The 24860-nt window shown below is 70.5% G+C and carries 31 protein-coding genes and 2 pseudogenes; 25 read left to right on the top strand and 8 right to left on the bottom strand.

Annotated elements, in window-relative coordinates; genetic code table 11:
- The first annotated feature begins 261 nt into the window (after positions 1-261).
- The 16 genes from rpsP (at position 262) to ACIHCX_RS29260 (ending at position 12652) form a co-directional block, all read left to right on the top strand.
- Positions 262-690 (top strand): 30S ribosomal protein S16, encoded by a 429-nt coding sequence (gene rpsP / locus ACIHCX_RS29335; RefSeq protein WP_400034692.1) that lies wholly within the window; start codon positions 262-264, stop codon positions 688-690.
- Between the two features lie 5 nt (positions 691-695).
- Positions 696-935 (top strand): RNA-binding protein, encoded by a 240-nt coding sequence (locus ACIHCX_RS29330; RefSeq protein ID WP_005479813.1) that lies wholly within the window; start codon positions 696-698, stop codon positions 933-935.
- 112 nt (positions 936-1047) lie between these two features.
- Positions 1048-1644, top strand: coding sequence for a ribosome maturation factor RimM (rimM, locus tag ACIHCX_RS29325; RefSeq protein WP_400034690.1), 597 nt, complete (start codon positions 1048-1050; stop codon positions 1642-1644).
- Positions 1644-2477, top strand: a complete 834-nt coding sequence (trmD, locus tag ACIHCX_RS29320) for a tRNA (guanosine(37)-N1)-methyltransferase TrmD (RefSeq protein WP_400034688.1) — start codon at positions 1644-1646, stop codon at positions 2475-2477. The genes rimM and trmD overlap by 1 nt, the downstream gene beginning before the upstream one ends.
- A 135-nt stretch (positions 2478-2612) precedes the next feature.
- Entirely contained in the window at positions 2613-2963 is a 351-nt protein-coding gene (gene rplS, locus ACIHCX_RS29315; RefSeq protein ID WP_400034686.1) for a 50S ribosomal protein L19, read from the top strand.
- Between the two features lie 45 nt (positions 2964-3008).
- On the top strand, positions 3009-3740 hold the full coding sequence (gene lepB, locus ACIHCX_RS29310) for a signal peptidase I (RefSeq protein ID WP_400034684.1): 732 nt from the start codon (positions 3009-3011) through the stop codon (positions 3738-3740).
- Positions 3733-4824: a signal peptidase I gene (gene lepB / locus ACIHCX_RS29305; RefSeq protein ID WP_400034682.1), complete on the top strand. Its 1092-nt coding sequence runs from the start codon at positions 3733-3735 to the stop codon at positions 4822-4824. Before lepB (ACIHCX_RS29310) ends, lepB (ACIHCX_RS29305) begins: the two co-directional genes overlap by 8 nt.
- Positions 4712-5725, top strand: a complete 1014-nt coding sequence (lepB, locus tag ACIHCX_RS29300) for a signal peptidase I (protein ID WP_400034680.1) — start codon at positions 4712-4714, stop codon at positions 5723-5725. The genes lepB (ACIHCX_RS29305) and lepB (ACIHCX_RS29300) overlap by 113 nt, the downstream gene beginning before the upstream one ends.
- Before the next feature lie 171 nt (positions 5726-5896).
- Entirely contained in the window at positions 5897-6673 is a 777-nt protein-coding gene (lepB, locus tag ACIHCX_RS29295; RefSeq protein ID WP_400034678.1) for a signal peptidase I, read from the top strand.
- 88 nt (positions 6674-6761) lie between these two features.
- Positions 6762-7238 carry an NUDIX hydrolase gene (locus tag ACIHCX_RS29290; RefSeq protein WP_400034851.1) on the top strand — a complete coding sequence of 159 codons (477 nt, stop codon included), beginning with the start codon at positions 6762-6764 and terminating at the stop codon, positions 7236-7238.
- Positions 7239-7294: 56 nt separating this feature from the next.
- Positions 7295-7603, top strand: a complete 309-nt coding sequence (locus tag ACIHCX_RS29285; RefSeq protein WP_003993268.1) for a DUF2469 domain-containing protein — start codon at positions 7295-7297, stop codon at positions 7601-7603.
- A 164-nt stretch (positions 7604-7767) separates the two neighbouring features.
- On the top strand, positions 7768-8130 hold the full coding sequence (locus tag ACIHCX_RS29280) for a YraN family protein (protein ID WP_400034676.1): 363 nt from the start codon (positions 7768-7770) through the stop codon (positions 8128-8130).
- The gene (locus ACIHCX_RS29275) at positions 8130-9755 is read left to right on the top strand and encodes a YifB family Mg chelatase-like AAA ATPase (protein ID WP_400034674.1); all 1626 of its coding nucleotides are present in this window, start codon (positions 8130-8132) and stop codon (positions 9753-9755) included. Before ACIHCX_RS29280 ends, ACIHCX_RS29275 begins: the two co-directional genes overlap by 1 nt.
- Positions 9752-10912: a DNA-processing protein DprA gene (gene dprA / locus ACIHCX_RS29270; protein WP_400034672.1), complete on the top strand. Its 1161-nt coding sequence runs from the start codon at positions 9752-9754 to the stop codon at positions 10910-10912. Before ACIHCX_RS29275 ends, dprA begins: the two co-directional genes overlap by 4 nt.
- 264 nt (positions 10913-11176) lie before the next feature.
- Complete coding sequence (gene whiG, locus ACIHCX_RS29265) at positions 11177-12019, top strand: RNA polymerase sigma factor WhiG (protein ID WP_400034670.1); 843 nt, start codon at positions 11177-11179, stop codon at positions 12017-12019.
- Between the two features lie 75 nt (positions 12020-12094).
- On the top strand, positions 12095-12652 hold the full coding sequence (locus tag ACIHCX_RS29260) for a TetR/AcrR family transcriptional regulator (RefSeq protein WP_400034849.1): 558 nt from the start codon (positions 12095-12097) through the stop codon (positions 12650-12652).
- A gap of 93 nt (positions 12653-12745) precedes the next feature.
- Here ACIHCX_RS29260 and ACIHCX_RS29255 read toward each other — a convergent pair whose 3' ends face one another.
- Positions 12746-13483, bottom strand: a complete 738-nt coding sequence (locus tag ACIHCX_RS29255; RefSeq protein ID WP_400034668.1) for a murein hydrolase activator EnvC family protein — start codon at positions 13481-13483, stop codon at positions 12746-12748.
- Between the two features lie 273 nt (positions 13484-13756).
- Here ACIHCX_RS29255 and rpsB point away from each other — a divergent pair, with 273 nt between their 5' ends.
- The 6 genes from rpsB (at position 13757) to ACIHCX_RS29225 (ending at position 19074) form a co-directional block, all read left to right on the top strand.
- A complete protein-coding gene (gene rpsB / locus ACIHCX_RS29250) occupies positions 13757-14674 on the top strand; it encodes a 30S ribosomal protein S2 (RefSeq protein WP_400034666.1) in 918 nt (305 codons plus the stop codon).
- A 158-nt stretch (positions 14675-14832) separates the two neighbouring features.
- Positions 14833-15669 (top strand): translation elongation factor Ts, encoded by an 837-nt coding sequence (tsf, locus tag ACIHCX_RS29245; protein ID WP_400034664.1) that lies wholly within the window; start codon positions 14833-14835, stop codon positions 15667-15669.
- A gap of 207 nt (positions 15670-15876) precedes the next feature.
- Positions 15877-16635, top strand: coding sequence for a UMP kinase (gene pyrH / locus ACIHCX_RS29240; protein WP_400034662.1), 759 nt, complete (start codon positions 15877-15879; stop codon positions 16633-16635).
- A gap of 188 nt (positions 16636-16823) precedes the next feature.
- On the top strand, positions 16824-17381 hold the full coding sequence (frr, locus tag ACIHCX_RS29235; protein WP_400034660.1) for a ribosome recycling factor: 558 nt from the start codon (positions 16824-16826) through the stop codon (positions 17379-17381).
- Positions 17381-18562 (top strand): phosphatidate cytidylyltransferase, encoded by a 1182-nt coding sequence (locus tag ACIHCX_RS29230; protein WP_400034658.1) that lies wholly within the window; start codon positions 17381-17383, stop codon positions 18560-18562. Before frr ends, ACIHCX_RS29230 begins: the two co-directional genes overlap by 1 nt.
- Positions 18563-18861: 299 nt before the next feature.
- Positions 18862-19074, top strand: a complete 213-nt coding sequence (locus tag ACIHCX_RS29225; protein ID WP_400034656.1) for a hypothetical protein — start codon at positions 18862-18864, stop codon at positions 19072-19074.
- Positions 19075-19124: 50 nt separating this feature from the next.
- Here the strand turns inward: ACIHCX_RS29225 and ACIHCX_RS29220 are convergent.
- Positions 19125-19400 (bottom strand): annotated as a pseudogene (locus ACIHCX_RS29220) (IS481 family transposase); the annotation flags it as partial.
- A gap of 74 nt (positions 19401-19474) precedes the next feature.
- On the opposite strand from ACIHCX_RS29220, the gene ACIHCX_RS29215 reads away from it, so the two are divergent.
- The 3 genes from ACIHCX_RS29215 to ACIHCX_RS29205 all read left to right on the top strand — a co-directional run bounded on the left by ACIHCX_RS29215 (position 19475) and on the right by ACIHCX_RS29205 (position 21233).
- Positions 19475-19705: a hypothetical protein gene (locus tag ACIHCX_RS29215; RefSeq protein ID WP_400034654.1), complete on the top strand. Its 231-nt coding sequence runs from the start codon at positions 19475-19477 to the stop codon at positions 19703-19705.
- Between the two features lie 384 nt (positions 19706-20089).
- Positions 20090-20329 carry a hypothetical protein gene (locus ACIHCX_RS29210; protein WP_400034652.1) on the top strand — a complete coding sequence of 80 codons (240 nt, stop codon included), beginning with the start codon at positions 20090-20092 and terminating at the stop codon, positions 20327-20329.
- A gap of 463 nt (positions 20330-20792) precedes the next feature.
- Positions 20793-21233, top strand: coding sequence for a hypothetical protein (locus tag ACIHCX_RS29205; RefSeq protein WP_400034650.1), 441 nt, complete (start codon positions 20793-20795; stop codon positions 21231-21233).
- Between the two features lie 10 nt (positions 21234-21243).
- On the opposite strand, the gene ACIHCX_RS29200 is transcribed toward ACIHCX_RS29205, so the two are convergent.
- From ACIHCX_RS29200 to ACIHCX_RS29175, 6 genes and pseudogenes are all read right to left on the bottom strand, one after another.
- The gene (locus ACIHCX_RS29200; protein WP_400034648.1) at positions 21244-22494 is read right to left on the bottom strand and encodes a tyrosine-type recombinase/integrase; all 1251 of its coding nucleotides are present in this window, start codon (positions 22492-22494) and stop codon (positions 21244-21246) included.
- Between the two features lie 16 nt (positions 22495-22510).
- Positions 22511-22690, bottom strand: a pseudogene (locus ACIHCX_RS29195) (helix-turn-helix transcriptional regulator); the annotation flags it as partial.
- Positions 22691-22692: 2 nt separating this feature from the next.
- The gene (gene repSA, locus ACIHCX_RS29190) at positions 22693-24081 is read right to left on the bottom strand and encodes a replication initiator protein RepSA (RefSeq protein WP_400034646.1); all 1389 of its coding nucleotides are present in this window, start codon (positions 24079-24081) and stop codon (positions 22693-22695) included.
- Positions 24082-24085: 4 nt separating this feature from the next.
- Positions 24086-24265 carry a hypothetical protein gene (locus ACIHCX_RS29185; RefSeq protein ID WP_400034847.1) on the bottom strand — a complete coding sequence of 60 codons (180 nt, stop codon included), beginning with the start codon at positions 24263-24265 and terminating at the stop codon, positions 24086-24088.
- A gap of 93 nt (positions 24266-24358) precedes the next feature.
- Complete coding sequence (locus ACIHCX_RS29180; RefSeq protein ID WP_400034644.1) at positions 24359-24679, bottom strand: SpdD-like protein; 321 nt, start codon at positions 24677-24679, stop codon at positions 24359-24361.
- Between the two features lie 21 nt (positions 24680-24700).
- Positions 24701-24856: a hypothetical protein gene (locus ACIHCX_RS29175; RefSeq protein WP_361417302.1), complete on the bottom strand. Its 156-nt coding sequence runs from the start codon at positions 24854-24856 to the stop codon at positions 24701-24703.
- Positions 24857-24860: the final 4 nt, after the last annotated feature.

The following is a 24860-nucleotide window of genomic DNA, read 5'->3' as shown; positions in this document are numbered from 1 at the left end:
GCGCCCCCGCCGGTGCGGGCGGACGCCCGCGCTCCACGGCACCCGGAGCGCCGGGTGCCGCTCCGCCGTGCCGCGGGGGTGGCCCCGCACCCTTCGCGGAAGGGGGCCCGCCGGGTGTGGCACAATGGCTAGCTGTACTCGACAGCCGCACAGGACCCCTCTCTCCTCCGGCTGACGCGTCCGTCGGGCACTCGGGTACCGCAACCCCACGCGGCGTCCCAGCCGTGCCCAACCACGTCAAATCCAGGAGAACCCACTCCCGTGGCAGTCAAGATCAAGCTGAAGCGTCTGGGCAAGATCCGTTCGCCTCACTACCGCATCGTCGTCGCCGACTCCCGTACCCGCCGTGACGGCCGGGCCATCGAGGAGATCGGTCTGTACCACCCGGTGCAGAACCCCTCGCGCATCGAGGTCAACGCCGAGCGTGTGGCGTACTGGCTCTCCGTCGGCGCCCAGCCGACCGAGCCCGTGCTCGCCATCCTGAAGAAGACCGGCGACTGGCAGAAGTTCAAGGGCGAGCCCGCCCCTGCGCCGCTGCTCCAGCCGGCCGAGAAGGCCACGCGCCCGTCGTTCGAGGCCCTCGGCGGTGACGACGAGAACAAGGGTGACGCCATCACCCAGAAGAAGAAGGCTGAGAAGAAGGACGAGGCCGCCGCCGAGTCTTCTTCGACTGAGTCGACCGAGGCCTGAGCAGCATGCTCGAAGAGGCGCTTGAGCACCTCGTGAAGGGCATCGTCGACAACCCTGACGATGTGCAGGTCGCCTCGCGCGATCTGCGCCGCGGACGCGTGCTCGAGGTCCGGGTCCACCCGGACGACCTCGGCAAGGTGATCGGCCGCAATGGTCGCACCGCACGCGCCCTGCGCACCGTCGTGGGCGCCATCGGCGGCCGCGGTGTCCGTGTCGACCTCGTCGACGTGGACCACGTCCGCTGACGCTTTTCGCATCCGGCTCGGGCCGGGGAGGGCCGCTGGGCCGTCCCCGGCCCGTAGTCGTATGAGCCGCCCGGCGGCTCGCGTTCAGACGTTCCGACAGGAGATCTTCCACGTGCAGCTGGTAGTCGCACGGATCGGCCGCGCCCACGGCATCAAGGGCGAGGTCACCGTGGAGGTACGTACCGACGAGCCCGAACTGCGCCTCGCCCCCGGCGCCGTCCTGGCCACCGACCCGGCGTCCGCCGGCCCGCTGACCATCGAGACGGGCCGCGTCCACAGCGGTCGCCTCCTGCTGCGCTTCGAGGGCGTGCGCGACCGCACCGCCGCCGAGGCCCTGCGCAACATCCTCCTGATCGCCGAGATCGATCCGGAGGAGCTTCCCGAGGACGAGGACGAGTACTACGACCACCAGCTGATCGACCTCGACGTCGTCACCGAGGACGGCACGGAGGTCGGCCGGATCACCGAGGTCTCCCACCTGCCCTCCCAGGACCTCCTGATCGTCGAGCGTCCGGACGGCACCGAGGTGATGATCCCGTTCGTCGGGGAGATCGTCACCGAGGTGGACCTGGAGGAGCAGCGCGCGGTCGTCGCCCCGCCGCCGGGCCTCATCGACGACCGGTCCGTCCTCGACCGGGACGAGGCCACCGACGCACCCGGCGCCTCGTCCCGTACGTCCCCCGGTGCGTCCGCGGAGGAAGAGTCCTGATGCGGCTCGACGTCGTCACGATCTTCCCCGAGTACCTGGAACCCCTGAACGTCTCCCTCGTCGGCAAGGCACGCGCGCGCGGGCAGCTGAACGTGCACGTCCACGACCTGCGCGGCTGGACGTACGACCGCCATCACACCGTCGACGACACCCCCTACGGCGGCGGCCCCGGCATGGTCATGAAGACCGAGCCCTGGGGCGACGCCCTGGACACCGTCCTCGCCGACGGCTACGAGACCGGCTCCCACGCGCCCGCGCTCATCGTCCCGACGCCCAGCGGCCGCCCCTTCACCCAGGAACTCGCCGTGGAGCTCTCCGAGCGCCCCTGGCTGATCTTCACACCGGCCCGCTACGAGGGCATCGACCGCCGGGTGATGGACGAGTACGCCACCCGGATACCCGTCTACGAGGTCTCCATCGGCGACTACGTCCTGGCCGGCGGCGAGGCGGCCGTGCTGGTCGTCACCGAGGCCGTGGCGCGCCTGCTGCCGGGCGTCCTGGGCAACGCCGAGTCGCACCGCGACGACTCCTTCGCGCCCGGCACGATGGCCAACCTGCTGGAGGGCCCGGTCTACACCAAGCCGCCCGAGTGGCGCGGCCACGGCATCCCGGAGGTGCTGCTCAGCGGCCACCACGGGAAGATCGCCCGCTGGCGGCGCGACGAGGCCCTGCGGCGTACGACGGCCCACCGGCCCGACCTCATCGCGCGCTGCGATCCGAAGGCCTTCGACAAGAAGGACCGGGAGATGCTGTCCATCCTGGGCTGGTCGCCGGACCCCGGGGGGGAGGCGCACGGCCGATTTTGGCGCAGGACCGACGGCGTGGAACAATAGACCGCTGTTGTGTGCCGGTCCGGCGTGCGCCCCTGCCACAGGGGGACACGACGCCCGTCCCGATCCGCGCAGCACCGATCCCGAACCTCAAGTTCCCGTTGATGACCTGTGGCATCAACGAAGAAAGCAGACGAAATGTCTCACCTGCTCGACTCCGTCGACGCCGCGTCGCTGCGCGAGGACCTTCCGGCCTTCCGCCCGGGTGACACCGTCAACGTGCACGTCCGCGTCATCGAGGGCAACCGCTCCCGTGTCCAGCAGTTCAAGGGCGTGGTGATCCGTCGCCAGGGCTCCGGCGTGCGCGAGACCTTCACGGTCCGCAAGGTCTCCTTCTCCGTCGGCGTCGAGCGCACCTTCCCGGTGCACACCCCGATCGTCGAGAAGATCGAGCTCGTCACCAAGGGTGACGTGCGCCGCGCCAAGCTGTACTACCTGCGCGAGCTGCGCGGCAAGGCCGCGAAGATCAAGGAGAAGCGCGAGAGCTGAGCGCCTGACGGAGTCCATGGCGGGGCCGGATAATATTCCGCCCCGATGGACACCGAAGCACAGCACACGGAGCGCGACCGCTCCTCCCGCCCTTGTGACGACGAACCCGGAGAGATCCCGGGGACGCCGGGGCCGGAGGAACGGTCGCGTTTCGCGTTGATGTCGCGGATCACCGAGTGGCTTCCCGGCGGGAGGATCACCCTGACCGCGCTGAGCTGCCTGGTCTTCCTGCTGCTCCTCAACACCTTCGTGGTGCAGCCCTTCGAGATTCCGAGCGGATCCATGGAGCCGGGGTTGAGGATCGGGGACCGCGTCGCCGTGAACAAGGTGGCGTACCGTTTCGGAGCCGTGCCGCGGCGCGGCGATGTCATTGTGTTCGACGGCACGGAGTACTTCGGGCACGGCGACTACATCAAACGCGTTGTGGGTGTAGGCGGAGACCATGTGGTCTGCTGTGACAAGGAGGGCAGGATCCAGGTGAACGGCCGATCGGTCGACGAGTCGACGTTCCTCTTTCCCGGTGACAGCCCGTCCGCCGTGCCCTTCGACGTCGTCGTGCCCGAGGGGACCCTGTTCGTCCTCGGCGACCACCGCGGGGACTCCAGCGACTCCCGCGACCATCTGGGCTCGCCGGGCGGCGGCATGATCCCGGTCGGCAAGGTGATCGGCCGGGCCGACTGGATCGTCTGGCCCTTCGGCCACCGGACCGGTCTGCACCGCCCGGACGCCTACGCGCGCGTGCCCGCCGCCGGACCTGCGGGTGGCACCCATGGGTAGCCGCGGCAGACCGCGCGGCGTCTCCGCCAACGCCGCCGACAACCTCCTGCCCACCGGGGCCCGGCGCGCCGCGGGCCCGGCCGGTGGCCGCACCCGCGCGGAGCGGCGCCAACTGCAGCGCAAGGTCAGGCGCAAGCGCAGGCGCTCGGCGTTCCGGGAGATACCGCTCCTCGTCGGCGTCGCCGTGCTCATAGCCCTGGTCCTGAAGACCTTCCTCGTGCAGGCCTTCGTGATCCCGTCGGGCTCCATGGAGCAGACGATCCGGATCGGCGACCGGGTCCTGGTCGACAAGTTCACCCCGTGGTTCGGCGCCAAGCCGCAGCGCGGGGACGTCGTCGTCTTCCACGACCCGGGCGGCTGGCTGGCCGGCGAGCAGACCGCCCGCAAGGACGACCCCATCGGCGTCAAGCAGGTCAAGCAGGGCCTCACCTTCATCGGCCTGCTGCCCTCCGACGACGAGAAGGACCTCATCAAGCGGGTCGTCGGCGTCGGCGGGGACCACGTCAAGTGCTGCGACACCCAGGGCAGGGTGACCGTCAACGGCGTTCCCCTGAACGAGGGGGACTACCTCTATCCGGGCAACGCCCCCTCCAACATCCAGTTCGACATCACCGTCCCCCGGGGCCGGCTGTGGGTGATGGGCGACCACCGGGGCAACTCCGCCGACTCGCGTGCCCACCAGGACACACCGTACGGCGGAACCGTCTCGGAGAACTCCGTGGTGGGGCGGGCCATGCTCATCGGCTGGCCCGTCGGCCACTGGACCATGCTCAAGGAACCGAAAACCTTCTCTTCGGTGCCCGACGCGGCCGTCGGGTCGACCGCCGCTCCCCGGCTGTCGCATAGGGTTGCCCCAGACGATCCGAACGGATCGATTCGACTCCCGAGCCCTGCGGAACTCCCGCTCGTTATGGGAGTGGTGGGCCTGCGCCGCGCACGGGGCAGGCGGCGGCACGGAGTGAGGAGTTGGCGTGGGGGATGTGGCGGTTGGCGCACGGTCCGGACACGACGGCGAGGAGCACCGCGGACACCCCGAGGGAGCGGCGGACCCCGCTGCGCGCAGCGCCGTGGCCTCCGGGAGTGAGAGCGAAGCAGCCGAGGACGGCACGGTGACGGAGCACGACCACAGCGGTGACCAGGGGAGCGGGGGCAGCACCCCCGAGGCGAGGAAGCCCCGCTCCTTCTGGAAGGAGCTGCCCATCCTGATCGGTATCGCGCTGGTGCTGGCGCTGCTGATCAAGACCTTCCTCGTACAGGCGTTCTCGATTCCCTCGGACTCGATGCAGGACACCCTTCAGCGGGGCGACCGCGTCCTGGTCGACAAGCTGACCCCGTGGTTCGGTTCCGAGCCCGAGCGCGGCGAGGTCGTCGTCTTCCACGACCCGGACGACTGGCTGGCGGGCGAGCCGGCGGCCACCCCCAACGCACTGCAGAAGGTGCTCAGCTGGATCGGCCTGATGCCGTCCGCGGAGGAGAAGGACCTCATCAAGCGCGTCGTCGGCGTCGGCGGCGACACCGTCGAGTGCAGGAACACCGGCCCGCTGATGGTCAACGGCAAGGCGCTGGACGAGCAGTCGTACGTCTACCCGGGCAACACACCGTGCAGCGTCGACGACCAGGGCGGCCAGTTCACGGTGCACGTGCCCCAGGGCTACATCTGGGTCATGGGCGACCACCGGCAGAACTCCCGGGACTCGCGCTACAACCAGAGCGACAAGAACCACGGCATGGTCCCGGTCAAGGACGTCGTCGGCCGTGCCATCGTCAAGGCCTGGCCGATCAACCGCTGGGGCACGCTGCCCGTCCCGGACACCTTCGACCAGCAGGGCATCAACGAGCAGTCCTCGGCGGCGGGCGCCCTGACGGTGGCCCCCCAGGGCGTGGCCCTGACCGCGGTCGTGCCGGTGGCGGTGTGGCGGCGCAGGCGAGCGGCGAAGGACGCGGCAGGTACCGGCACTCCGACGACGGCCACGGGGAGCCGCTGAGCCTGGGGGTGCGGCGGTGCGGGGGCAACCGCCCGCACCGTTCGTCGCCGTGACGCCCGTCCGTCGCCGTGACACCCGTCCACTGCCGCCACGTTCTCGTGCAGCGCGTGCGGCGTTGGGCGGGGAGGAGGGGCTGCCCCGTTGTGGTACCGCCCGGTAGGGTGCGGATCCATGGGTGGCGAGAGCACGACACGCACGGCCCCGCGCGGCGGCGGCACAGGCAGGGATCCGGCGGGCGGCAAGGCCGGGCAGCGGCTGTCCGGGCTCGCCGTGGCCGTGGGGCTGGTGCTCTTCCTGGCGGGGTTCGCGTGGGCCGCGGTGATCTACCGCCCGTACACCGTGCCCACCAGTTCGATGATGCCGACGATCGGCATCGGCGACCGCGTGCTGGCCCAGCGGGTCGACGGCGGGCAGGTGCACCGCGGCGACGTGGTCGTGTTCCGCGACGAGAACTGGGTCCAGAACTCCGCCGTGATCAAGCGCGTGGTCGCCGTCGGCGGCGACACCGTCTCCTGCTGCGAGAACGGCAGGCTGACCGTCAACGGCAAGCAGGTCGACGAGCCGTACCTGAAGGGCGCCGTCGCCGAGTCCGGCGGCATCCCGACCGTGAAGGTGCCCCAGGGCCGGCTGTTCCTGCTCGGCGACGAGCGCCAGGGCTCCCTGGACTCCACCGCCCACCTCACGGACGCGGCCACGGGCACCGTCTCGACCGACGCCGTGGACGCCAGGGTCGACGCCGTCGTCTGGCCCATGAAGGGCCTGCTGGAGCGTCCCACCGGCTTCGAGGCGCTCGGCACCCTCTCCCAGCCGGGCCCGCTGCGCACGATCGTCACGATGATCGTGGCGGGTGCCGTTCTGGTCCTCGCCGGGGGCGCCTACGGCCCGATCGCGGCGCGGCTGGGCGGCTCCCGCGCCCGTACCCGGAGGGAACCGGCCGGTGCTCGCTGAGGACGCCGAGGGCGTTGAGGGCGTCGAGGACGTCGAGGACGTCGAGGACGTCGAGGACGCCGAGGACACGGACGGTCACCGCGGCGGACTGCGCAGGGTCGCGCGGGTGGTCCTGCTCGACCCCGAGGACCGCATCCTCCTGCTGCACGGCCACGAGCCGGACGACCCGGCCGACGACTGGTGGTTCACCCCGGGCGGCGGCCTGGAGGGCGCCGAGACGCGCGAGGAGGCCGCCCTGCGGGAACTCGCCGAGGAGACCGGCATCACCGAGGTCGAACTCGGCCCGGTGCTGTGGCGCCGCACGTGCTCGTTCCCCTTCGCGGGCCGACGCTGGAACCAGGACGAGTGGTACTACCTGGCTCGTACGGACCGGACCGCGGTCGAGGCCACGGGCCTGACCGAGCTGGAGCGGCGCAGCGTCGCCGGAGCGCGCTGGTGGACGTGTCAGGAACTGATCCGGGCACATGAGACGGTGTATCCGACCAGACTCGCCGAGCTGCTGCGCACGCTGCTCGACGAAGGTCCCCCGGCCGGCCCCGTGACCCTCGACACCGAAATCGTCTAGGGCCTCGTGGGACTGGCGCACAATGGTGGGATCGCACGGCTGAAGGGGAACATGCCATGAGCGCCGAGGACCTCGAGAAGTACGAGACCGAGATGGAGCTGAAGCTCTACCGGGAGTACCGCGATGTCGTCGGTCTGTTCAAATACGTGATCGAGACCGAGCGGCGCTTCTACCTCACCAACGACTACGAGATGCAGGTGCACTCGGTGCAGGGTGAGGTGTTCTTCGAGGTGTCGATGGCTGACGCCTGGGTGTGGGACATGTACCGGCCGGCCCGGTTCGTGAAGCAGGTACGCGTCCTCACGTTCAAGGACGTGAACATTGAGGAGCTGAACAAGAGCGATCTGGAGCTGCCGAGCGGGTGAGGGGCGCCGTCGGAACCCGCCATCCGCCATCCGCCACCTGCCACCCGCCCCCGGTCGATATCACCCGTGTGAGTGACAGCGTTGTCCACAACCGGTGAGTAGCGCACCAAGATCCACTCCGTGGGGCCGGATGCGTGACCGTGGGCACCGGAGGTGGTGCCGACATGAACGCACGAAGCGCGCTCGGCAGGTACGGAGAGGGCCTGGCGGCCCGGCGACTGACCAGGACCGGCATGACGGTCCTGGAGCGCAACTGGCGCTGCGGCAGGACCGGCGAGATCGACATCGTGGCCCGGGACGGCGACGTCCTGGTCGTCTGTGAGGTGAAGACCCGCCGGGAGGGGACCTTCGAGCATCCGATGGCCGCGGTCACAGCGGAGAAGGCCGAGCGGCTGCGCGGCCTCGCCGAACGCTGGATCCAGTCCCATGGAGGGGCACCGCCCGGAGGCGTCCGTATCGACCTGGTCGGCGTCCTGCTGCCCCGGCGCGGCGCCCCCGTGGTCGAGCACGTGCGGGGGGCAGCCTGATGGGCTTCGCGCGGACCTGCTCCGTGACCCTCGTCGGCGTCGAGGGCGTGGTCGTCGAGGTCCAGGCCGACCTCGAACCGGGTGTCGCCGCCTTCACCCTGGTAGGTCTGCCGGACAAGAGCCTGACCGAAAGCCGGGACCGGGTGCGGGCGGCGGTGGTCAACTCCGGCGGCGAGTGGCCGCAGAAGAAGCTCACGGTCGGGCTCAGCCCGGCCTCGGTGCCCAAGGCCGGCAGCGGTTTCGACCTGGCCGTGGCCTGTGCGGTGCTCGGCGCCGCCGAGCGGATCGACCCCAAGGTGCTCGCCGACATCGTGATGATCGGGGAGCTCGGCCTCGACGGGCGGGTGCGTCCGGTCAGGGGCATCCTGCCGGCGGTGCTGGCCGCCGCCGACGCCGGGTACGAACAGGTGGTCGTGCCCGAGTGCGCCGCCGCCGAGGCCTCACTGGTGCCCGGGGTCTCCGTCCTCGGCGTGCGCAGCCTGCGGCAGCTGATCGCGGTGCTGACCGACGAACCGGTGCCCGACGAGGACCCGGACGAGCAGGGACGACCGGACCCGCTGCTGGCCGGCCTGCGCCTGCCCGGCACGGGCGCGGCCGCCGGAATGCACAGCGTGGGCGCCGCCCAGCAGGACCTGGGACACGACCTCGCCGACATCGTCGGCCAGCTCTCGGCCCGTACGGCGGTGGAGGTCGCCGCGGCCGGGGCGCACCACCTGTTCCTCGAGGGGCCGCCGGGCGCGGGCAAGACCATGCTGGCCGAGCGGCTGCCCGCGCTCCTGCCCCGCCTCGCCAGGGAGGAGTCCCTGGAGGTCACGGCGATCCACTCGGTGGCCGGACTCCTGCCGCCGGGCAGACCGCTGATCGACCTCGCCCCCTACTGCGCCCCGCACCACTCGGCCACCATGCAGGCCCTCGTCGGCGGCGGCCCGGGCGTCGCCAGGCCCGGAGCGGTGTCGCTCGCTCATCGGGGCGTGCTCTTTCTGGACGAGACCCCCGAGTTCAGCAGCCATGCCCTCGACGCCCTGCGCCAGCCGCTGGAGGCGGGCCACGTGGTGATCGCGCGCAGCGCCGGGGTGGTGCGGTTCCCGGCGAGGTTCCTGATGGTGCTCGCGGCCAACCCGTGCCCCTGCGGCCGGTTCTCGCTGCGGGAGACCCTGTGCGAGTGCCCGCCCTCGGTGGTCCGCCGCTACCAGGCCAGGTTGTCCGGGCCGCTCCTCGACCGGGTCGACCTGCGGGTCGAGGTCGACCCGGTCACCCGCGCCGAACTCACCCGGCGCGACGCCCGGGGCGAGGCCACGGCGCCGGTGGCCGACCGGGTGCGGGCCGCCAGGGAACGCGCGGCGGCCCGGCTCGCGGGCACCCCGTGGCGGACCAACAGCGAGGTGCCCGGCCGTGAGCTGCGCAGCCGCTGGCACGCGGAGGCCGGCGCGATGGACGAGGCCGAGCGCGGCCTGGAGCGGGGCGTCCTCACCGCGCGCGGCCTCGACCGTGTCCTGCGGGTCGCCTGGACGGTCGCGGACCTCGCCGGCCACGACCGGCCCGACGCGTCGGACGTCGCCCTGGCGCTGCAACTGCGCACCGGAGTGCCCCGGGGCGTGCCCATGGCCATCGGGGCCTCGGCGTGAACACCACCCGGGCTCCCGACCGCGAACTGCTCGCCCGGGTCTTCCTCAGCCGGGTCCTCGAGCCCGGGGACGAAGCCGGCGGGCGGTGGCTGCGGGAGTGCGGGGCCGTGGAGGTGGCCCGGCGGCTGCGCGACGGCGCCCCACGGCTCGCCGGGGTGTCGGACAAGCGGTGGGCGGGGCTGTGCGCCCGGGCGGCGCGGGCCGAGCCCGCACGGGACCTCGCCGCGGGGCGGGAGGCCGGTGTGCGGTTCGTACGTCCCGGGGACACCGAGTGGCCCACCCAGCTCGACGACCTCGGCGACACACGGCCCACGGGACTGTGGGTGCGCGGCCGGCCCAGCCTGCGGATATGGGCGCTGCGCTCGGTCGCGGTCGTCGGCGCCCGCGCCTGCACCCAGTACGGCGCCCACATGGCCGCGGCCCTCGGCGCCGGCCTCGCCGAGCGCGGCTGGGTCGTGGTCTCCGGCGGCGCCTACGGAGTCGACGGCGCCGCGCACCGGGGCGCGCTCGCCGCGAGCGGCGCCACCGTCGCCGTCCTGGCCTGCGGCGTCGACCGGCCCTATCCGCGCGGGCACACCGAGCTGATCACCAGGATCGCGCAGCAGGGTCTGGTGGTCGGCGAGCTGCCGCCTGGTGACCATCCGACGCCGAGCCGGTTCGTCGTCCGCAACAGAGTGATCGCGGCGCTCACCCGGGGCACCGTGGTGGTCGAGGCCGCCCACCGCAGCGGATCGCTGGTCACCGCGCGGGCGGCGCAGCGCCTGGGACGGCACACCATGGGGGTGCCCGGCCCGGCCACCAGCGCGCTCTCCGCCGGTGTCCACGATCTCCTGCGCGGCGGGGCGGTGCTGGTCTCCGACCCCGCGGAAGTCGTCGAACTGGTCGGCGACATGGGTGAACTCGCCCCGGACCGGCGTGGTCCCGTACTCCCGCGCGACCTGCTGGAACCGGACGCCCGCCAGGTTCTGGCCGCGCTGCCGGCGCGCGGCGCGGCGACGCCCGACGAGATCGCCCGCAGCGCCCGGACGACCGCGGACGACGCGATCGCGAAACTGTACGAACTCCGATCGCTGGGTTACGTCGAACGACATGGCGAGGGATGGAAGTTGACACGCCAGGCGCTGATCTCGGCCCGGGAGGGCCACGAGCGGTGCTGACCGAGCGTGTTCGGCCGTCCGAGGGAGGCCCTACGCCGGTGGGGATTCCCGCAGTTGGGCGCGGTGGCGGTCACCGAGGGTGACGTGTGTGACCCGGTGGGGCGCACCGCGGAACGAATCTGCGCACGCTTCGCGCCCCGCCGTTCGCGCACCGCGACACTTCAGTCACGCTACGCTCACGTGGTTCCAACCTCACAGAAGCGACCGAGAACGACAGCTCACCCAGAAGTCCGCATTCCGCGACAGAACGACGCAAGGCGACGCATGTCCCAGCACACCTCCGAGCCCGACCGGGCGGCGCTCCCCCCAGCCGCCCGTGACGGTGGCAGCGTGCGGCCGTCCGCTCCCACGACGCTCGACGAGCTGTGGCGGTCGTACAAGGCGACGGGGGACGACCGGCTGCGGGAGCAGCTGATCCTGCACTACTCGCCGCTGGTGAAGTACGTGGCGGGACGGGTGAGCGTCGGCCTGCCGCCCAACGTGGAGCAGGCCGACTTCGTCTCCTCCGGGGTCTTCGGCCTCATCGACGCGATCGAGAAGTTCGACATCGAACGGGAGATCAAGTTCGAGACCTACGCGATCACGCGGATCAGGGGCGCGATGATCGACGAGCTGCGGGCACTGGACTGGATCCCCCGCTCCGTGCGGCAGAAGGCGCGGAACGTGGAGCGGGCGTACGCGACCCTGGAGGCCCGGCTGCGGCGCACGCCGACGGAGGTCGAGGTGGCCGCCGAGATGGGCATCGCGGTCGACGAACTGCATGCCGTCTTCAGTCAGTTGTCGCTGGCCAACGTGGTGGCGCTGGAGGAGCTGCTGCATGTCGGCGGTGAGGGCGGGGACCGGCTGAGCCTCATGGACACGCTGGAGGACACCGCCGCCGACAACCCGGTGGAGGTCGCCGAGGACCGGGAGCTGCGCACGTTCCTGGCCCGGGCGATCAACACGCTGCCCGAGCGGGAGAAGACCGTCGTGATGCTCTACTACTACGAGGGCCTCACGCTCGCCGAGATCGGCAATGTGCTCGGTGTGACCGAGAGCCGGGTCAGCCAGATCCACACCAAATCGGTGCTCCAGCTGCGGGCGAAACTGGCGAGCTTCGGGCGCTGACCGAGGCGGACTCCCTCCCGGTGCGGGTGGCACATCCGTAAAGTGGTTGACGTGCCAAGGATTCGAGCGGCCTCCGTGGCCGAGCACCGGTCGATGCAGCGCGCCGCCCTGTTGGACGCGGCGCGGACCCTGCTGTCCGAGGGGGGAACGGAGGCGCTGACCTTCCCGGCCCTGGCCGAGCGGACGGGGCTCGCGCGGTCGTCGGTGTACGAGTACTTCCGGTCACGGGCTGCCGTGGTCGAGGAGCTGTGCGAGGTCGACTTCCCGGTGTGGACCGCGGAGGTCGCGGCCGCGATGGCCTGCGCCGACGGGCCCGCCGCCAAGGTCGAGGCGTATGTGCGCAAGCAGCTGGAGCTGGTCGGGGACCGGCGCCACCGGGCCGTCGTGGCGATCTCGGCGAGTGAGCTGGACGCGGGTGCCCGGGAGAAGATCCGGGCCGCCCACGGCGGGCTCGTCGCCATGATCGTGGAGGCGCTGGGGGAGCTGGGACACGAGCAGCCGCGGCTGGCGGCGATGCTGCTCCAGGGCGTCGTGGACGCCGCGGTGCGGCGGATCGAGCTGGGGGCCGCGGAGGATCCGGCGGTCATCGCCGAGGCCGCGGTGGGAATGGCGCTGCGCGGCGTGTGCGGCTGACGCCGGCTGCGGGCCCCTGAGCACCCGGTCTCCCCGGCCGCGCACAGTGGCGGGCCCGGGACGCGACGGGAGTCAGGAGGCACGCCGGTCGGATCACCGGGGCTGCGGCACCCCCAGCACCGGCAGCAGTCTCGTAGGGCCGTTCAGGAGCCACGGCGGGAGCAGGAGAAGCGGGTTCAGGTAGGTTCTGCCGCGCAGCAGGCCCCAGTGGACACACGGGCCTTCGCAGTGCCGGCCCGTCGCCTCCACGGTGCCGACGACCGCGCCGGCGGCCACCTCGTCGCCCTGCTTCACCGACGCCCTCACCGGCTCGTACGTCGTCCGCAGTGGTGGCTCGCCCGTGCCCGCCAACTCGACCGACACCACGCCTCGGCCGGCCACCGGGCCCGCGAAGAACACCCGCCCGGCCGCCACCGCCCGGACCGGAGCGCCCGGCGACGCGCCCAGGTCCACGCCGCGGTGTCCGGGCCCGTAGACCGTCGCCGGAGGATCCCAACCGCGCAGCACCTCGGGACGTACCCCCACCGGCCACACCCGGCCCACGGCCGGGACCGGCGGATCCCCTTCCCCTGAACCGGGCCCTGAACCGGGCCCTGGACCGGGATCCGGGCCGGAATCGACCGGCACGGCGCGGTCGCCGTCGGCCCGGGCCGTCGACGCCGTCCATGCCGTCCACGCCGTCCGTCCCCCCGAGCCCACCGGTGCCGCCGAGGGCACGAGTGCCACCAGCGCCACCAGCACCGTCGAGGCCACCCGTGCCGCCGCCCACCCGGGCAGCGGTCCCCGCCGGAAGTCGGCGGCCGTCCATCGCATCGCACGCGTCCGAACCATGCGCCCACCGTCCCGCAACCCCGCCGACGACGGCCGGAACCTGTGGACAACCCACCGATTGTGGACAGCGGCGTCACCCGGCGCCCCGTGGGTCCCGTACACTTCTGATGGCGACCCGGGTCACCGGGTCGACTTCGCACGCCCCGACACCAGGACCGGCGACGGTCGGTGTCAGCGCCCCTCGGTCCCTCGTGGCACGGCGCGCAGCGGGCGTCAGGCGCGGAAGCCGTCCGGCAGCCGCGGCACAACCGAGAAACTCAAGGAGATACGGCCATGGCCGTCGTCACGATGCGGGAGCTGCTGGAGAGCGGCGTCCACTTCGGTCACCAGACCCGCCGTTGGAACCCGAAGATGAAGCGCTTCATCTTCACCGAGCGCAACGGCATCTACATCATCGACCTGCTCCAGTCGCTGTCGTACATCGACCGCGCCTACGAGTTCGTCAAGGAGACCGTCGCCCACGGCGGCACGGTCATGTTCGTCGGTACGAAGAAGCAGGCGCAGGAGGCCATCGCCGAGCAGGCGACCCGCGTCGGCATGCCCTACGTCAACCAGCGCTGGCTGGGCGGCATGCTCACCAACTTCTCGACCGTCTACAAGCGCCTGCAGCGCCTGAAGGAGCTCGAGCAGATCGACTTCGAGGACGTCGCGTCCTCCGGTCTGACCAAGAAGGAGCTCCTGGTCCTCTCCCGCGAGAAGGCCAAGCTGGAGAAGACCCTCGGCGGTATCCGCGAGATGCAGAAGGTGCCCAGCGCCGTCTGGATCGTGGACACCAAGAAGGAGCACATCGCGGTCGGCGAGGCCCGCAAGCTCAACATCCCGGTCGTCGCCATCCTCGACACCAACTGCGACCCCGACGAGGTCGACTACAAGATCCCGGGCAACGACGACGCGATCCGCTCCGTCACCCTGCTCACCCGCGTGATCGCCGACGCTGTCGCCGAGGGCCTCATCGCCCGCTCCGGCGCTGCCGAGGGCAAGGGTGAGAAGGCCGCGGGCGAGCCGCTCGCCGAGTGGGAGCGCGACCTGCTCGAGGGCGAGAAGAAGGCCGAGGAGGCTCCCGCTGCGGAGGCCCCCGCTGCGGAGGCTCCTGCCGCCGAGGCTCCGGCTGCCGAGGCTCCGGCTGCCGAGGCTCCTGCCGCCGAGGCTCCGGTCGCGGAGGCCCCCGCCGCCGAGGGCGAGCAGGCCTGACCCGTCAGCGCCAGCGTTGACGGCGGGAGCGGCGACATGAAGTCCGCTCCCGCCGTTCACCCGTAGGTCAGCACCGAGTCGGGAACCTGCATCTACATGTAGACCGCAGACCGTGCAGATCTTCGATCCTCCAGACTTCGAGAAAGATTCACAGACTCATGGCGAACTACACCGCCGCCGACGTCAAGAAGCTCCGCGAGCTCACGGGCGCCGGCATGATGGACTGCAAGAAGGCGCTGGACGAGGCCGAGGGCAACGTCGACAAGGCCGTCGAGGCGCTCCGTATCAAGGGCCAGAAGGGCGTCGCCAAGCGCGAGGGCCGCTCCGCCGAGAACGGCGCCGTGGTCTCGATCATCGCCGACGACAACTCCTCCGGTGTCCTCGTTGAGCTGAAGTGCGAGACGGACTTCGTCGCCAAGGGCGAGAAGTTCCAGGCCGTCGCCCGCGCGATCGCCGAGCACGTCGCCAAGACCTCCCCGGCCGACCTCGAGGCCCTGCTCGCCTCCGAGATCGAGGCCGGCAAGACCGTCCAGGCGTTCGTGGACGAGGCCAACGCCAACCTCGGCGAGAAGATCGTCCTGGACCGCTTCGCGCAGTTCTCCGACGGCTTCGTGGTCGCGTACATGCACCGCACGATGCCCGACCTGCCCCCGCAGATCGGTGTCCTCGTCGAGCTCGACAAGCCGAACGCCGAGGTCGCCAAGGGCATCGCCCAGCACATCGCCGCCTTCGCGCCGAAGTACCTCGCCAAGGAGGACGTGCCGGCCGACATCGTCGAGTCCGAGCGTCGTGTCGCCGAGGAGACCACCCGCGCCGAGGGCAAGCCCGAGGCCGCGATCGCCAAGATCGTCGAGGGTCGTGTCAACGGCTTCTTCAAGGACGCGACGCTGCTCGGCCAGCCCTACGCCCTGGACAACAAGAAGTCGGTCCAGAAGGTCCTGGACGAGGCCGGTGTCACCCTGAAGCGCTTCACGCGCATCAAGGTCGGCATCTGACTCCACGGTCCGTACCGCGACGGACCCCCGACCCCGATAGGGTCGACAGCAGTCGTCCACGTCGCTCGCGTGTGCGCCCACGCTCACGCGCGTGACGGACGGCAGCAGATCTGACGAGGAGGCCATTGCCGCTGCATGGGATGCGAAACACGCCCCACCGGCAATGGCCTTCTTCGCATGTGCACCACGTAACAGAGGCGGGATCTCATGACCACCAAGGCCCAGAAGAGCGACGACGGCAAAGTACCCGGACGGTTTCTGCTGAAGCTGTCGGGAGAGGCCTTCTCCGGTGGCGGGGGCCTGGGGGTCGACCCGGACGTGGTGCACGCCATCGCCCGTGAGATCGCGGCCGTCGTGCGCGACGGCGCGCAGATCGCGGTCGTGATCGGCGGCGGCAACTTCTTCCGCGGTGCCGAACTCCAGCAGCGCGGCATGGACCGCGCCCGCTCGGACTACATGGGCATGCTCGGCACCGTGATGAACTGCCTCGCCCTGCAGGACTTCCTGGAGAAGGAAGGCATCGACAGCCGGGTCCAGACCGCCATCACCATGGGCCAGGTCGCCGAGCCGTACATCCCGCTGCGCGCCGTGCGCCACATGGAGAAGGGCCGCGTGGTCATCTTCGGCGCCGGTATGGGCATGCCGTACTTCTCCACCGACACCACCGCCGCCCAGCGCGCCCTGGAGATCGACGCCGAGGCGCTGCTCATGGGCAAGAACGGCGTGGACGGGGTGTACGACTCCGACCCGAAGGCCAACCCGGACGCGGTGAAGTTCGACTCCCTGGGCTACGGGGAGGTCATCACGCGGGACCTGAAGGTCGCCGACGCCACGGCGATCACGCTGTGCCGGGACAACAAGCTCCCGATCGTCGTCTTCGAACTCCTGAAGGAGGGCAATATCGCCCGAGCCGTCAAGGGTGAGAAGATCGGCACGCTTGTGGGTGACCAAGGCAGCCGGGGCTGACCGGCGGACCCCGCACAGGGGTAGCCGGAAAGAGGCCTGTCCGGGCGACGGACGGGACGGACCCTGGCCGGGGGATGGACAATGTCCTGCCGGTCGGGAACCGTGCAGGAAGAAGACGCGACGAAGCCGGCCACCGGTCCCGACTGGGAACCGGAGCCGGGCCTACTCAAGACACGCAGGAGCAAGTGGTGATCGAAGAGACCCTCCTCGAGGCCGAGGAGAAGATGGAGAAGGCCGTCGTGGTCGCCAAGGAGGACTTCGCCGCGATCCGCACCGGCCGTGCGCACCCGGCGATGTTCAACAAGATCGTGGCCGATTACTACGGCGCGCCGACGCCGATCAACCAGCTGGCCTCGTTCTCCGTACCGGAGCCGCGCATGGCCGTCGTGACCCCGTTCGACAAGACCGCGCTGCGCAACATCGAGCAGGCGATCCGCGACTCCGACCTGGGCGTCAACCCGAGCAACGACGGCAACATCATCCGCGTGGTGTTCCCCGAGCTCACCGAGGAGCGCCGTCGCGAGTACATCAAGGTCGCCAGGGGCAAGGGCGAGGACGCCAAGGTGTCCATCCGCTCCGTGCGCCGCAAGGCCAAGGACGCCATCGACAAGATGATCAAGGATGGCGAGGTCGGTGAGGACGAGGGCCGCCGTGCGGAGAAGGAGCTCGACGACATCACCGCCAAGTACGTGGCGCAGGTGGACGAGCTGCTGAAGCACAAGGAAGCGGAGCTGCTCGAAGTCTGATGAACGACACTTCCTGGGGAGCGCCGCGGCAGGCCGGGTACTGGGGGCCCGCGGACGGGTCACCCGCCCATCAGGGACCCGTCCCGGGGGCCGCTCCGGCGGGTCCCGCGTACGATGCGCATGACGCCCAGCGGACCCGCCCCATGCCCGTCGTGCCCGACGCGCCCGCTCACGGCGGAAACCAGGATGACGACCGGGGGGCCGCCCAGTGGGGCGGCGCCCCGTTCCGCGACGACACGCCGCAGCCGCCGCACCACGCGCCGCGGCCCCACGACACGCCGCAGACACCGTCCCTGCACGGGATGGCGTCGCAGAATCCGGAGCCCATGCCCGACGCCCCGCAGCCGGCGCCCGCGCCGCAGAAGAAGAGCGCGGGTCGCGACCTGGGCGCCGCCATAGGCGTCGGCCTCGGGCTCGGCGCGGTGATCGTCGTGTCGCTGTTCGTCGTCAAGGCCGTGTTCGTCGGTGTCATCGCGGTCGCGGTCGTGGTCGGCCTGTGGGAACTCACCAGTCGGCTCGACGAGCGCAAGGGCATCAAGGCGCCGCTCGTACCGCTGGCGGTCGGCGGAGCGGCCATGGTGGTCGCCGGGTACGTCCGGGGCGCCGAGGGGGCCTGGGTGGCGATGGCGCTGACCACGCTCGCGATCCTGGTCTGGCGCATGACGAAGCCACCGGAGGGCTACCTCAAGGACGTCACGGCCGGCGTCTTCGCGGCGTTCTACGTGCCGTTCCTGGCCACGTTCGTCGCGATGATGCTGACCGCGGACGACGGTCCCCGCCGTGTGCTGACCTTCCTCCTGCTCACGGTGGTCAGCGACACGGGCGCGTACGCCGTCGGGTGGCGCTTCGGCCGGCACAAGCTCGCTCCGCGCATCAGTCCGGGCAAGACCCGCGAGGGCCTGTTCGGCGCGGTGGCCTTCGCGATGGTGGCCGGCGCGCTGTGCATGCAGTTCCTGATCGACGACGGCGCCTGGTGGCAGGGCCTGCTGCTCGGCCTCGCGGTCGCCGCCACCGCCACCCTCGGCGATCTCGGCGAGTCCATGATCAAGCGGGACCTGGGCATCAAGGACATGGGCACCCTGCTCCCCGGCCACGGGGGCATCATGGACCGCCTCGACTCCCTGCTGCCCACCGCGCCGGTGGTCTGGCTCCTGCTGGTCCTCTTCGTCGGCTCCGCCTGAGCCCACGGCCGTGGCCCGCCCAAGCCGGCGGCCATCGAGCCCCCAGCCCGCACGGGTTGGGGGCTCGATGCTCAACCGTCGGCTTCGAGGGCGCCCCCCAGCCGGACCGATCACCAAGGCGCGGTCCTGGAACGGTGGCGACCGCACGACTACAGGGCGCGGGTACATCCGGCGACGCTGTGCGCACGGCGCGACCTGATGACCGCGTTGGGCACCGGCACGATCGGGTGCGGGGCTACCCCGGGTGCAGCAGCACGGTGACGCTATGGCGTCCTGGAAGCCCGGCTCGTCTGCGTCTCGTGTTCCGGCCGGGACCCGACCGGGTCATCGCCGACGGCTACTTCGACGAGGGCGCGGCGGTGCGCCTGCCGGACCGGGAGTATCTGAATCTCCACGAGCCCGGCAGCGTAAGAGCGTTGCTGGACGAGGCCCTGGCCCGTGAAGTGTTTCCGGCGGCGGGGTCGGTCGAGGTGGACGGCTGGCCCCTATTCGACGCGGTGACGCGTGTCTAGTCTCAGTTGATGGTTGACGTGTTGGCATCGGGTGACGCTTGACGTCTGTCCTAGTCGATGCTCCGACGGTTGTGTTCACCGGACTTGCGGACCACCACCTCCTTTCTGGTGACTCTCGGGACGGTGATGATCAAGCCCTGGCCGGGGAAGACACGGATCACGACCTCGCTCAGGTGGGCGGTGACGACCCTGTGGGCATAGCCGCGGCCGAGTTGGATGCGCTGTCCGGCGACCATGAAACCGCCGACACTGCTAACGGTCCGCTCGGCGATCTGCTCGGCGGGCGGGGGCAGCAGCGGTGGCGGGCTGGCGGGACGGCCACCTTGAAAAGGCACCCGCAGGCGATGAGGCCAGGGTCCGAGATGCTCCATCCGGGCAATCCGTTGGGGAGGGGCAATCCGTGGGTGACTGGACGAGCTTGATCTGGGGAGGCGCCGTGGGTGCTGGCGCGACGGTCATCGCACTCGACTATCGGAACGTTGGGCTGCGCGTGTATGACCTGATAGCCCAGCGCTCACCTGGTGGCGGGGTCGATCCAAGGTTCTCCCCGGACGTCATGCGAGGGATCTTCGGGGTCCTCGGTGTCGTCTCCCTTGCAGTGACCGGGGTGAGGGCGTTCGGGATGTTCTGACTCCGACGGCCCCGGCCCCTGCGCACGCTCGTCAGACGCGCACAGCCAAGCCGAGGCAAGCGGTGTCAAGCATCAGGTGAAGCCACAACGCCGAGCATCAACCGAGACAAGACACGACGCGGTGACGCGCGCGGTAAGACGTTCCCTCCTTCATCAAGGCTCGCTTCGCTCGCCGTCGCTCCCGGCCTCCTGAACTGGTCAGGCCGCCGAGCGGTGCCAGATCATCCTCACAGTCGTTCGTGCAGTGGCGCGCTCCACCTTGACGCCCTGGACCAAGCCCGCTCCCCATGCGTGTGGGTCGACGGTGGACGAGATGGGAGCCGGGGTGAGTGGTGGGTTGGCGTACGTGGTGAAGGTGGGGGAAGCGGCGCTACAGTCCCGGACATGAAGCCGGGGAGACTGAGGCAGTTCGGCGCGTCGTTCATCGCGATAGTCAGGCACATTGTCCGGCGCCCTTTGCTGATCCTGGTCCTCGTGCTGATCGCCGTGGGGACCAGGTGGCTCCAGTCCACGTTGCCGCAGCCGTGGGACGGCGTGCCTTTCGGGTTCGGCTTGCTCGCGGCTGTGTGGTCCATCCAATCGACGCTTCCTCGAAGCCAAGAAGATCACCAGGCCGACGATTGAGCGTGCCTGCCGCGTGCCCGATACGGCAGCGCCTCAGGGGCGTCCGGTCGGCTGGGCCGTCTCTGGGCCGTGCGGGGACGCTCAACGGCGACCGGTGCCGACCACTGACGACAGTCGTCCGGGTGGACAGTCCCAGGTCACCCAATTGGATCTGCGACACTGGTACAGCCATGCCTAAGCCCGGAGAACTAACTAGTAGCCGTCTCGTTTAGGGCTTCTACCTGCACTTTTTCGGGTGATCGGGATCCTTCAACGTGGGGCTGGGCCGTCTGTGGGCCGTGAGGTGAGGTGCGCCGCTCTATCAACCTGAGCTGAGACCGCCCGAAGTCGTTGCTGGGCACGCGAGAATGGCCTCGTGGATGCAGCAGTGTGGGTTGGCGCCATCTCTGGCTTGACGGGAGCGGCGCTAGGGACAGCGGGTGCTATAGCGTCGACGTTGATTTCACAGCGTCATCAACGGTCCATGGCCCGTGACGAACGGCGTTCGCAGCTTGAGCGAGAGGCCGTTGACACATTGACGGCCGAGTTCGTGGCCTTACGGAACCTAGCAAGGAGATACCCGGAGGAGGACGCCGGTGAGGATGAAATGCGCCCTTTTCGCCTAGAGGCGCTGGATCATCACCTGCGCATTGACCAGGCACTCGTCAGACTTCCGAACGAGCAGCTCAGGATCCGTATCGGTGACGTCACGCTGGCCAGCCAACGTGCTTTTCAAGGCTTTGAAGATGACCGTCAAACAAGATTCACAGCAGCCTTCACCGTGACTGCGGAAGCGCTTGGCTGCTTGGGTGCCAGCCTGAGAGAAGAAGAGATGCCGCCCCTCACCTCTCACACGGCTGAGGCTCGGCGCCGACGCCTCGTGCATGAGGCTCGGCGTCAAACGAACTCTGCTGAACTGCCCTGACTCCCCCAGGTCAGCTGTTGTCGTCATGATTAGGCCGGTCCGCCAAGAGTGTGTCGACGGCTCGACGGGTCCGCTCCTGACTCGACGGCATCAGGTGTGCGTACACCCGCAGGGTCAACCCAGGGTCGGAGTGCCCCAGGTACTCGCTGACGGCCTTGATGCTCTCTCCCGCGTCGAGCAGGACCGAGGCGTAGAAGTGCCTCAGGGCGTGCATGCCGTGCTCGCGAGCGGACTCATACTTACCGTCCTCCCCGGCCTCCGAGATCAAGCCAGCAGCCGCAAGAGCAGGCTTCCATTCCTGGATGTTGAAGTTGCTGCGCCAGACGAGACCGCTCGCGGTGTTCGCGAACAGGAGGCGGGCCGACACCTTCGGGCCGTCCGGCTTACGCCAGGGCAAGGTGATCCCAACCGGCTTGAAGGCATCCATGTGAGCCCGCAGGGCCTCAGCCACCGACGGCGGCAACGGCACGTCCCGCTCCTTATTGCACTTCGGCGGAGCGAACACGGCCTTGCCCAGAATCAGCTTCACCTGCCGGACCACCCGAATGATGCCGCCGTCGAAGGCGAGCGCATCCTCGGCCAGTCCCACGATCTCCCCCTGGCGGAGCCCGCACCCGGCACCCACGTCCACCATGGGCCGGTAGCGCTGGGGGAGCGCGGCGCGGACCGCGTGAACCTGGGCAGGCAGCCACGGCACAACGCGGCGTTGTTCGGCGGCCGGCGGGCGGACGGACTTGGCGGAGCACGGGTTACGGGGCAACAGCCCGTCGTCAACGGCCGCACTGAGCACGGCCCGCACGTCACCGTAGATGTTCCGCGCATAGCCGCCGCTCACGGCCGGGTCATTCTCCAGCGCGCTCACCAGGCCGCGGATGTGCTCCGGGCGGAACGAGTCCAACGGCCGAGAGCCGATCAGGCGGAAGGCGTGCAGCCGCAACCGCTGCTCGACCACAACCAGACTGGCCGGGTCGATGCCGTGCGTCTTGAGCCAGCTCTCGGCGTAGCTCTTGAAGGTGATTCGGGCGGCGCGCGGGTCGATGTACCGACCGCGCGACATGTCCGACGCAATGTCGGTGAGCCACGTCTCGGCGAGACGCTTCTGTCGATCCGGGAAGCTCTTGGACTTCTCGGTGCCGTCGGGGCCGATGTAGCGAGCCCGGTAGCGCAGGCCGAGGCCGTGGCGGTCGGTTTTGACCTTGCTGGTCGTGCCGTCTGGCCCGGTCTTGGTCCGGTACCAGCGGTCTTGGATGTGGCCAGCCATCAGGCGGCCTCCCGAGCTGGGAGTCGACCCAGGTCCGCACGTCGGTCGGGTCGAAGCGGAGGTGCCGGCCGACGCGGAAGCCGCGGGGACCGGTGCGCTTGCGGCGCCACTGGTAGACCGTCTCGACACTGGGCAGCTCGAACATCTCGACCAGGTCCTCAGGGGTCAGGAACCGGTTCGGCAGCTCTGAGGCCATGGTCAGCACTCCCTTTCGTCCGCGAGTTGGTCGCGTAGGGCTTCGCGGGCGGTTTCGCGGTTGAGTTGGAGGTCGCGGGCGATGGTGGCGGCGAGAGCGGATTCCCCGGGGGTGTGGCCGTGGCCTGCGTACTGCCAGTCGGCGAGGACAAGGACGGTGTCCGGCTCGGCGTCGTCCAGGCCGAGGGCGGCAGCCTCTTGGGTGGCGCGGTAGTCGGCGCGTGCCTGGCGGAGGGCGCCGAGGGTGGTGGAGTAGCGGCGGGACTTGGAGGAGAAGTGGCCGCGAAAGCCGAGCATGTGCGCCCAGGCCCACAGCCGCCGGTCCGGATACAGCGGGTCGAGCATCTTGCAGGCTTCGATGAGGCGGCGGGTGTGGTCGGGGACCTGGTGGCGGTCGAGCTCGGCGAGCTCCCCGATGCGGCGGTCGAGGGTGCCGGTGTTCTCGGCGGCTTTGGTGGCGTACTTGGCGACGTAGGAGGCGACGGCCTGTTCGGTGATGTCGGAGCCGTCCCCGAACGCCTTCACGGGCCGGACGTCGAGCTGTCGGCCCCAGCGGAAGGTGCGGGCCGGTTGGTCGTCGGCGGCCGGGACGGAGATGGAGGTGTAGGAGTGCGCGGCGGCGGCGCGGATCGCTTCGGCGAGCAGGTCGACGGTGGCCCAGGAGGGCGGCGGGGTGTCCGGCCCGTCGGGTCCGTCGAGGCGGATCACGGCATGGAAGTGGACGGCGCCGCGCTTCTGAAACTCGGCGACCTTGCCGTACGAGACGCGGCAGTGGTCGGCGAGTTCCCTGCGGGAAAGGCCGGCGCGGGCGGCGATCTCGCGGCGGAGCCGGGTGGTGAAGCGCTGCCAGAGTTGTCCGGCGTGGTTGTTGAACAGCACTGCGCCCGCGTAGTCGTATGTGGCCGGGTCGAGGGCGGTGCCCAGTTCCGGGGCGTCCGGGGCGTGGTGGGTGCCGCAGCGGCAGGTGCCGTGGTCGGGCCGGTTGTGGACCGGGCCGAACGAGGGTGCGGTGAGGGTGGCGAAGACGCGGGGGTGATCGCGGACGGTGGCGGGGATGTCGCGGCGGTCGTCTCCGGCCAGGCCTGCGCGGATGAGGTGGTAGGTGTCGCCCGCGTAGGTCCAGGCGCAGGCGGGGCAGCGGGAGGCGCGGCGGTTGCCGCAGGCGACGCGGAGGCGTCCGCCCGGCTCGTTCTCGGTGGTGTAGTGGTGCAGGGTCTGGCCGGTGGTCTTGTCCTTGTGGAAGACCCAGCCCGTCAGGTGGATGGGGTCGGCGCATCCTCCGGTGCGCTTGATTTGGTCTTGCCAGCGGTCGAAGCCGGGGGACCCGGCCACCCGCAGCAGGTCGCCGAGGGTGGTCGGGTCCAGGCCCGCCAGGGTGGCGGTGTCGGTCACGCTGTTACCTCCCGGCCCGGACGAGGGCGGCGGGGAGGGCGTGACCGGTGCCCTTGCAGGTCGGGCAGGTGACGTGGACCGTCACGCGGGAGCCGTCGGTTTGGCGGGTGCCGGTGGTGATGGCGACGGTGGCGAAGCCGTCGCAGTCGCGGCAGATACGCCGGGTGGGGGCGTGCTGGGGCATCATGGGCTTGCCTTTCGGGTCCGTTGGATCTGGAGGGTGGGAAGGCGCCCGGAGCGGACGAAGTTTGGCGACGGAGGCCGCTCCGGGGGCCGCTCAGCGGCGCCGGTTGTCGGCGTTGATCAGGGAGCGGATCACCAGGGCGCAGACGGCGACCGAGGCGCTGGTGATGGCGACCGCGAGGAGCATGGAGACCAGGACGGCTCCGACGACCAGGACCGCGGCGGTGCCGCCGCCGACGAGGGCGAGCGCGGTGCCGGGCGTGAGCTGGATCGTGGGCCGGGTCGAGGCCGGGGCGACGGGCACGGGCGGCGGGGCCGGGGTGCCCGGGGTGATGGCGGTCGGCTCGACGACGACCGCGGGCGGGGTGACCGTGCCGGTGGGCTGGGGCATGGTCGGGAGCTTGGGCCGCAACATGAGCGGATCTCCTTTCGCGGGTTACTTGACGGCGGTGTCGATGACCGGGGCGAAGAGGCTGTCGGCGAGGAGGTAGCCACCGAGGAGCAGCACGGCGACGAGCCACCAGGGCGGGCGGATGAGCTTGACGCCGAGGACTCCGACGCAGAGCAGGGCGAACCAGAGCGGGACCTGCATGGCG

The sequence above is a fragment of the Streptomyces sp. NPDC052043 genome (genome assembly GCF_044548235.1).
GTDB lineage: Bacteria > Actinomycetota > Actinomycetes > Streptomycetales > Streptomycetaceae > Streptomyces.
The sequence above is the reverse complement of the archived record's forward strand: the minus strand, read 5'-3'. Positions and strand labels throughout refer to the sequence as shown.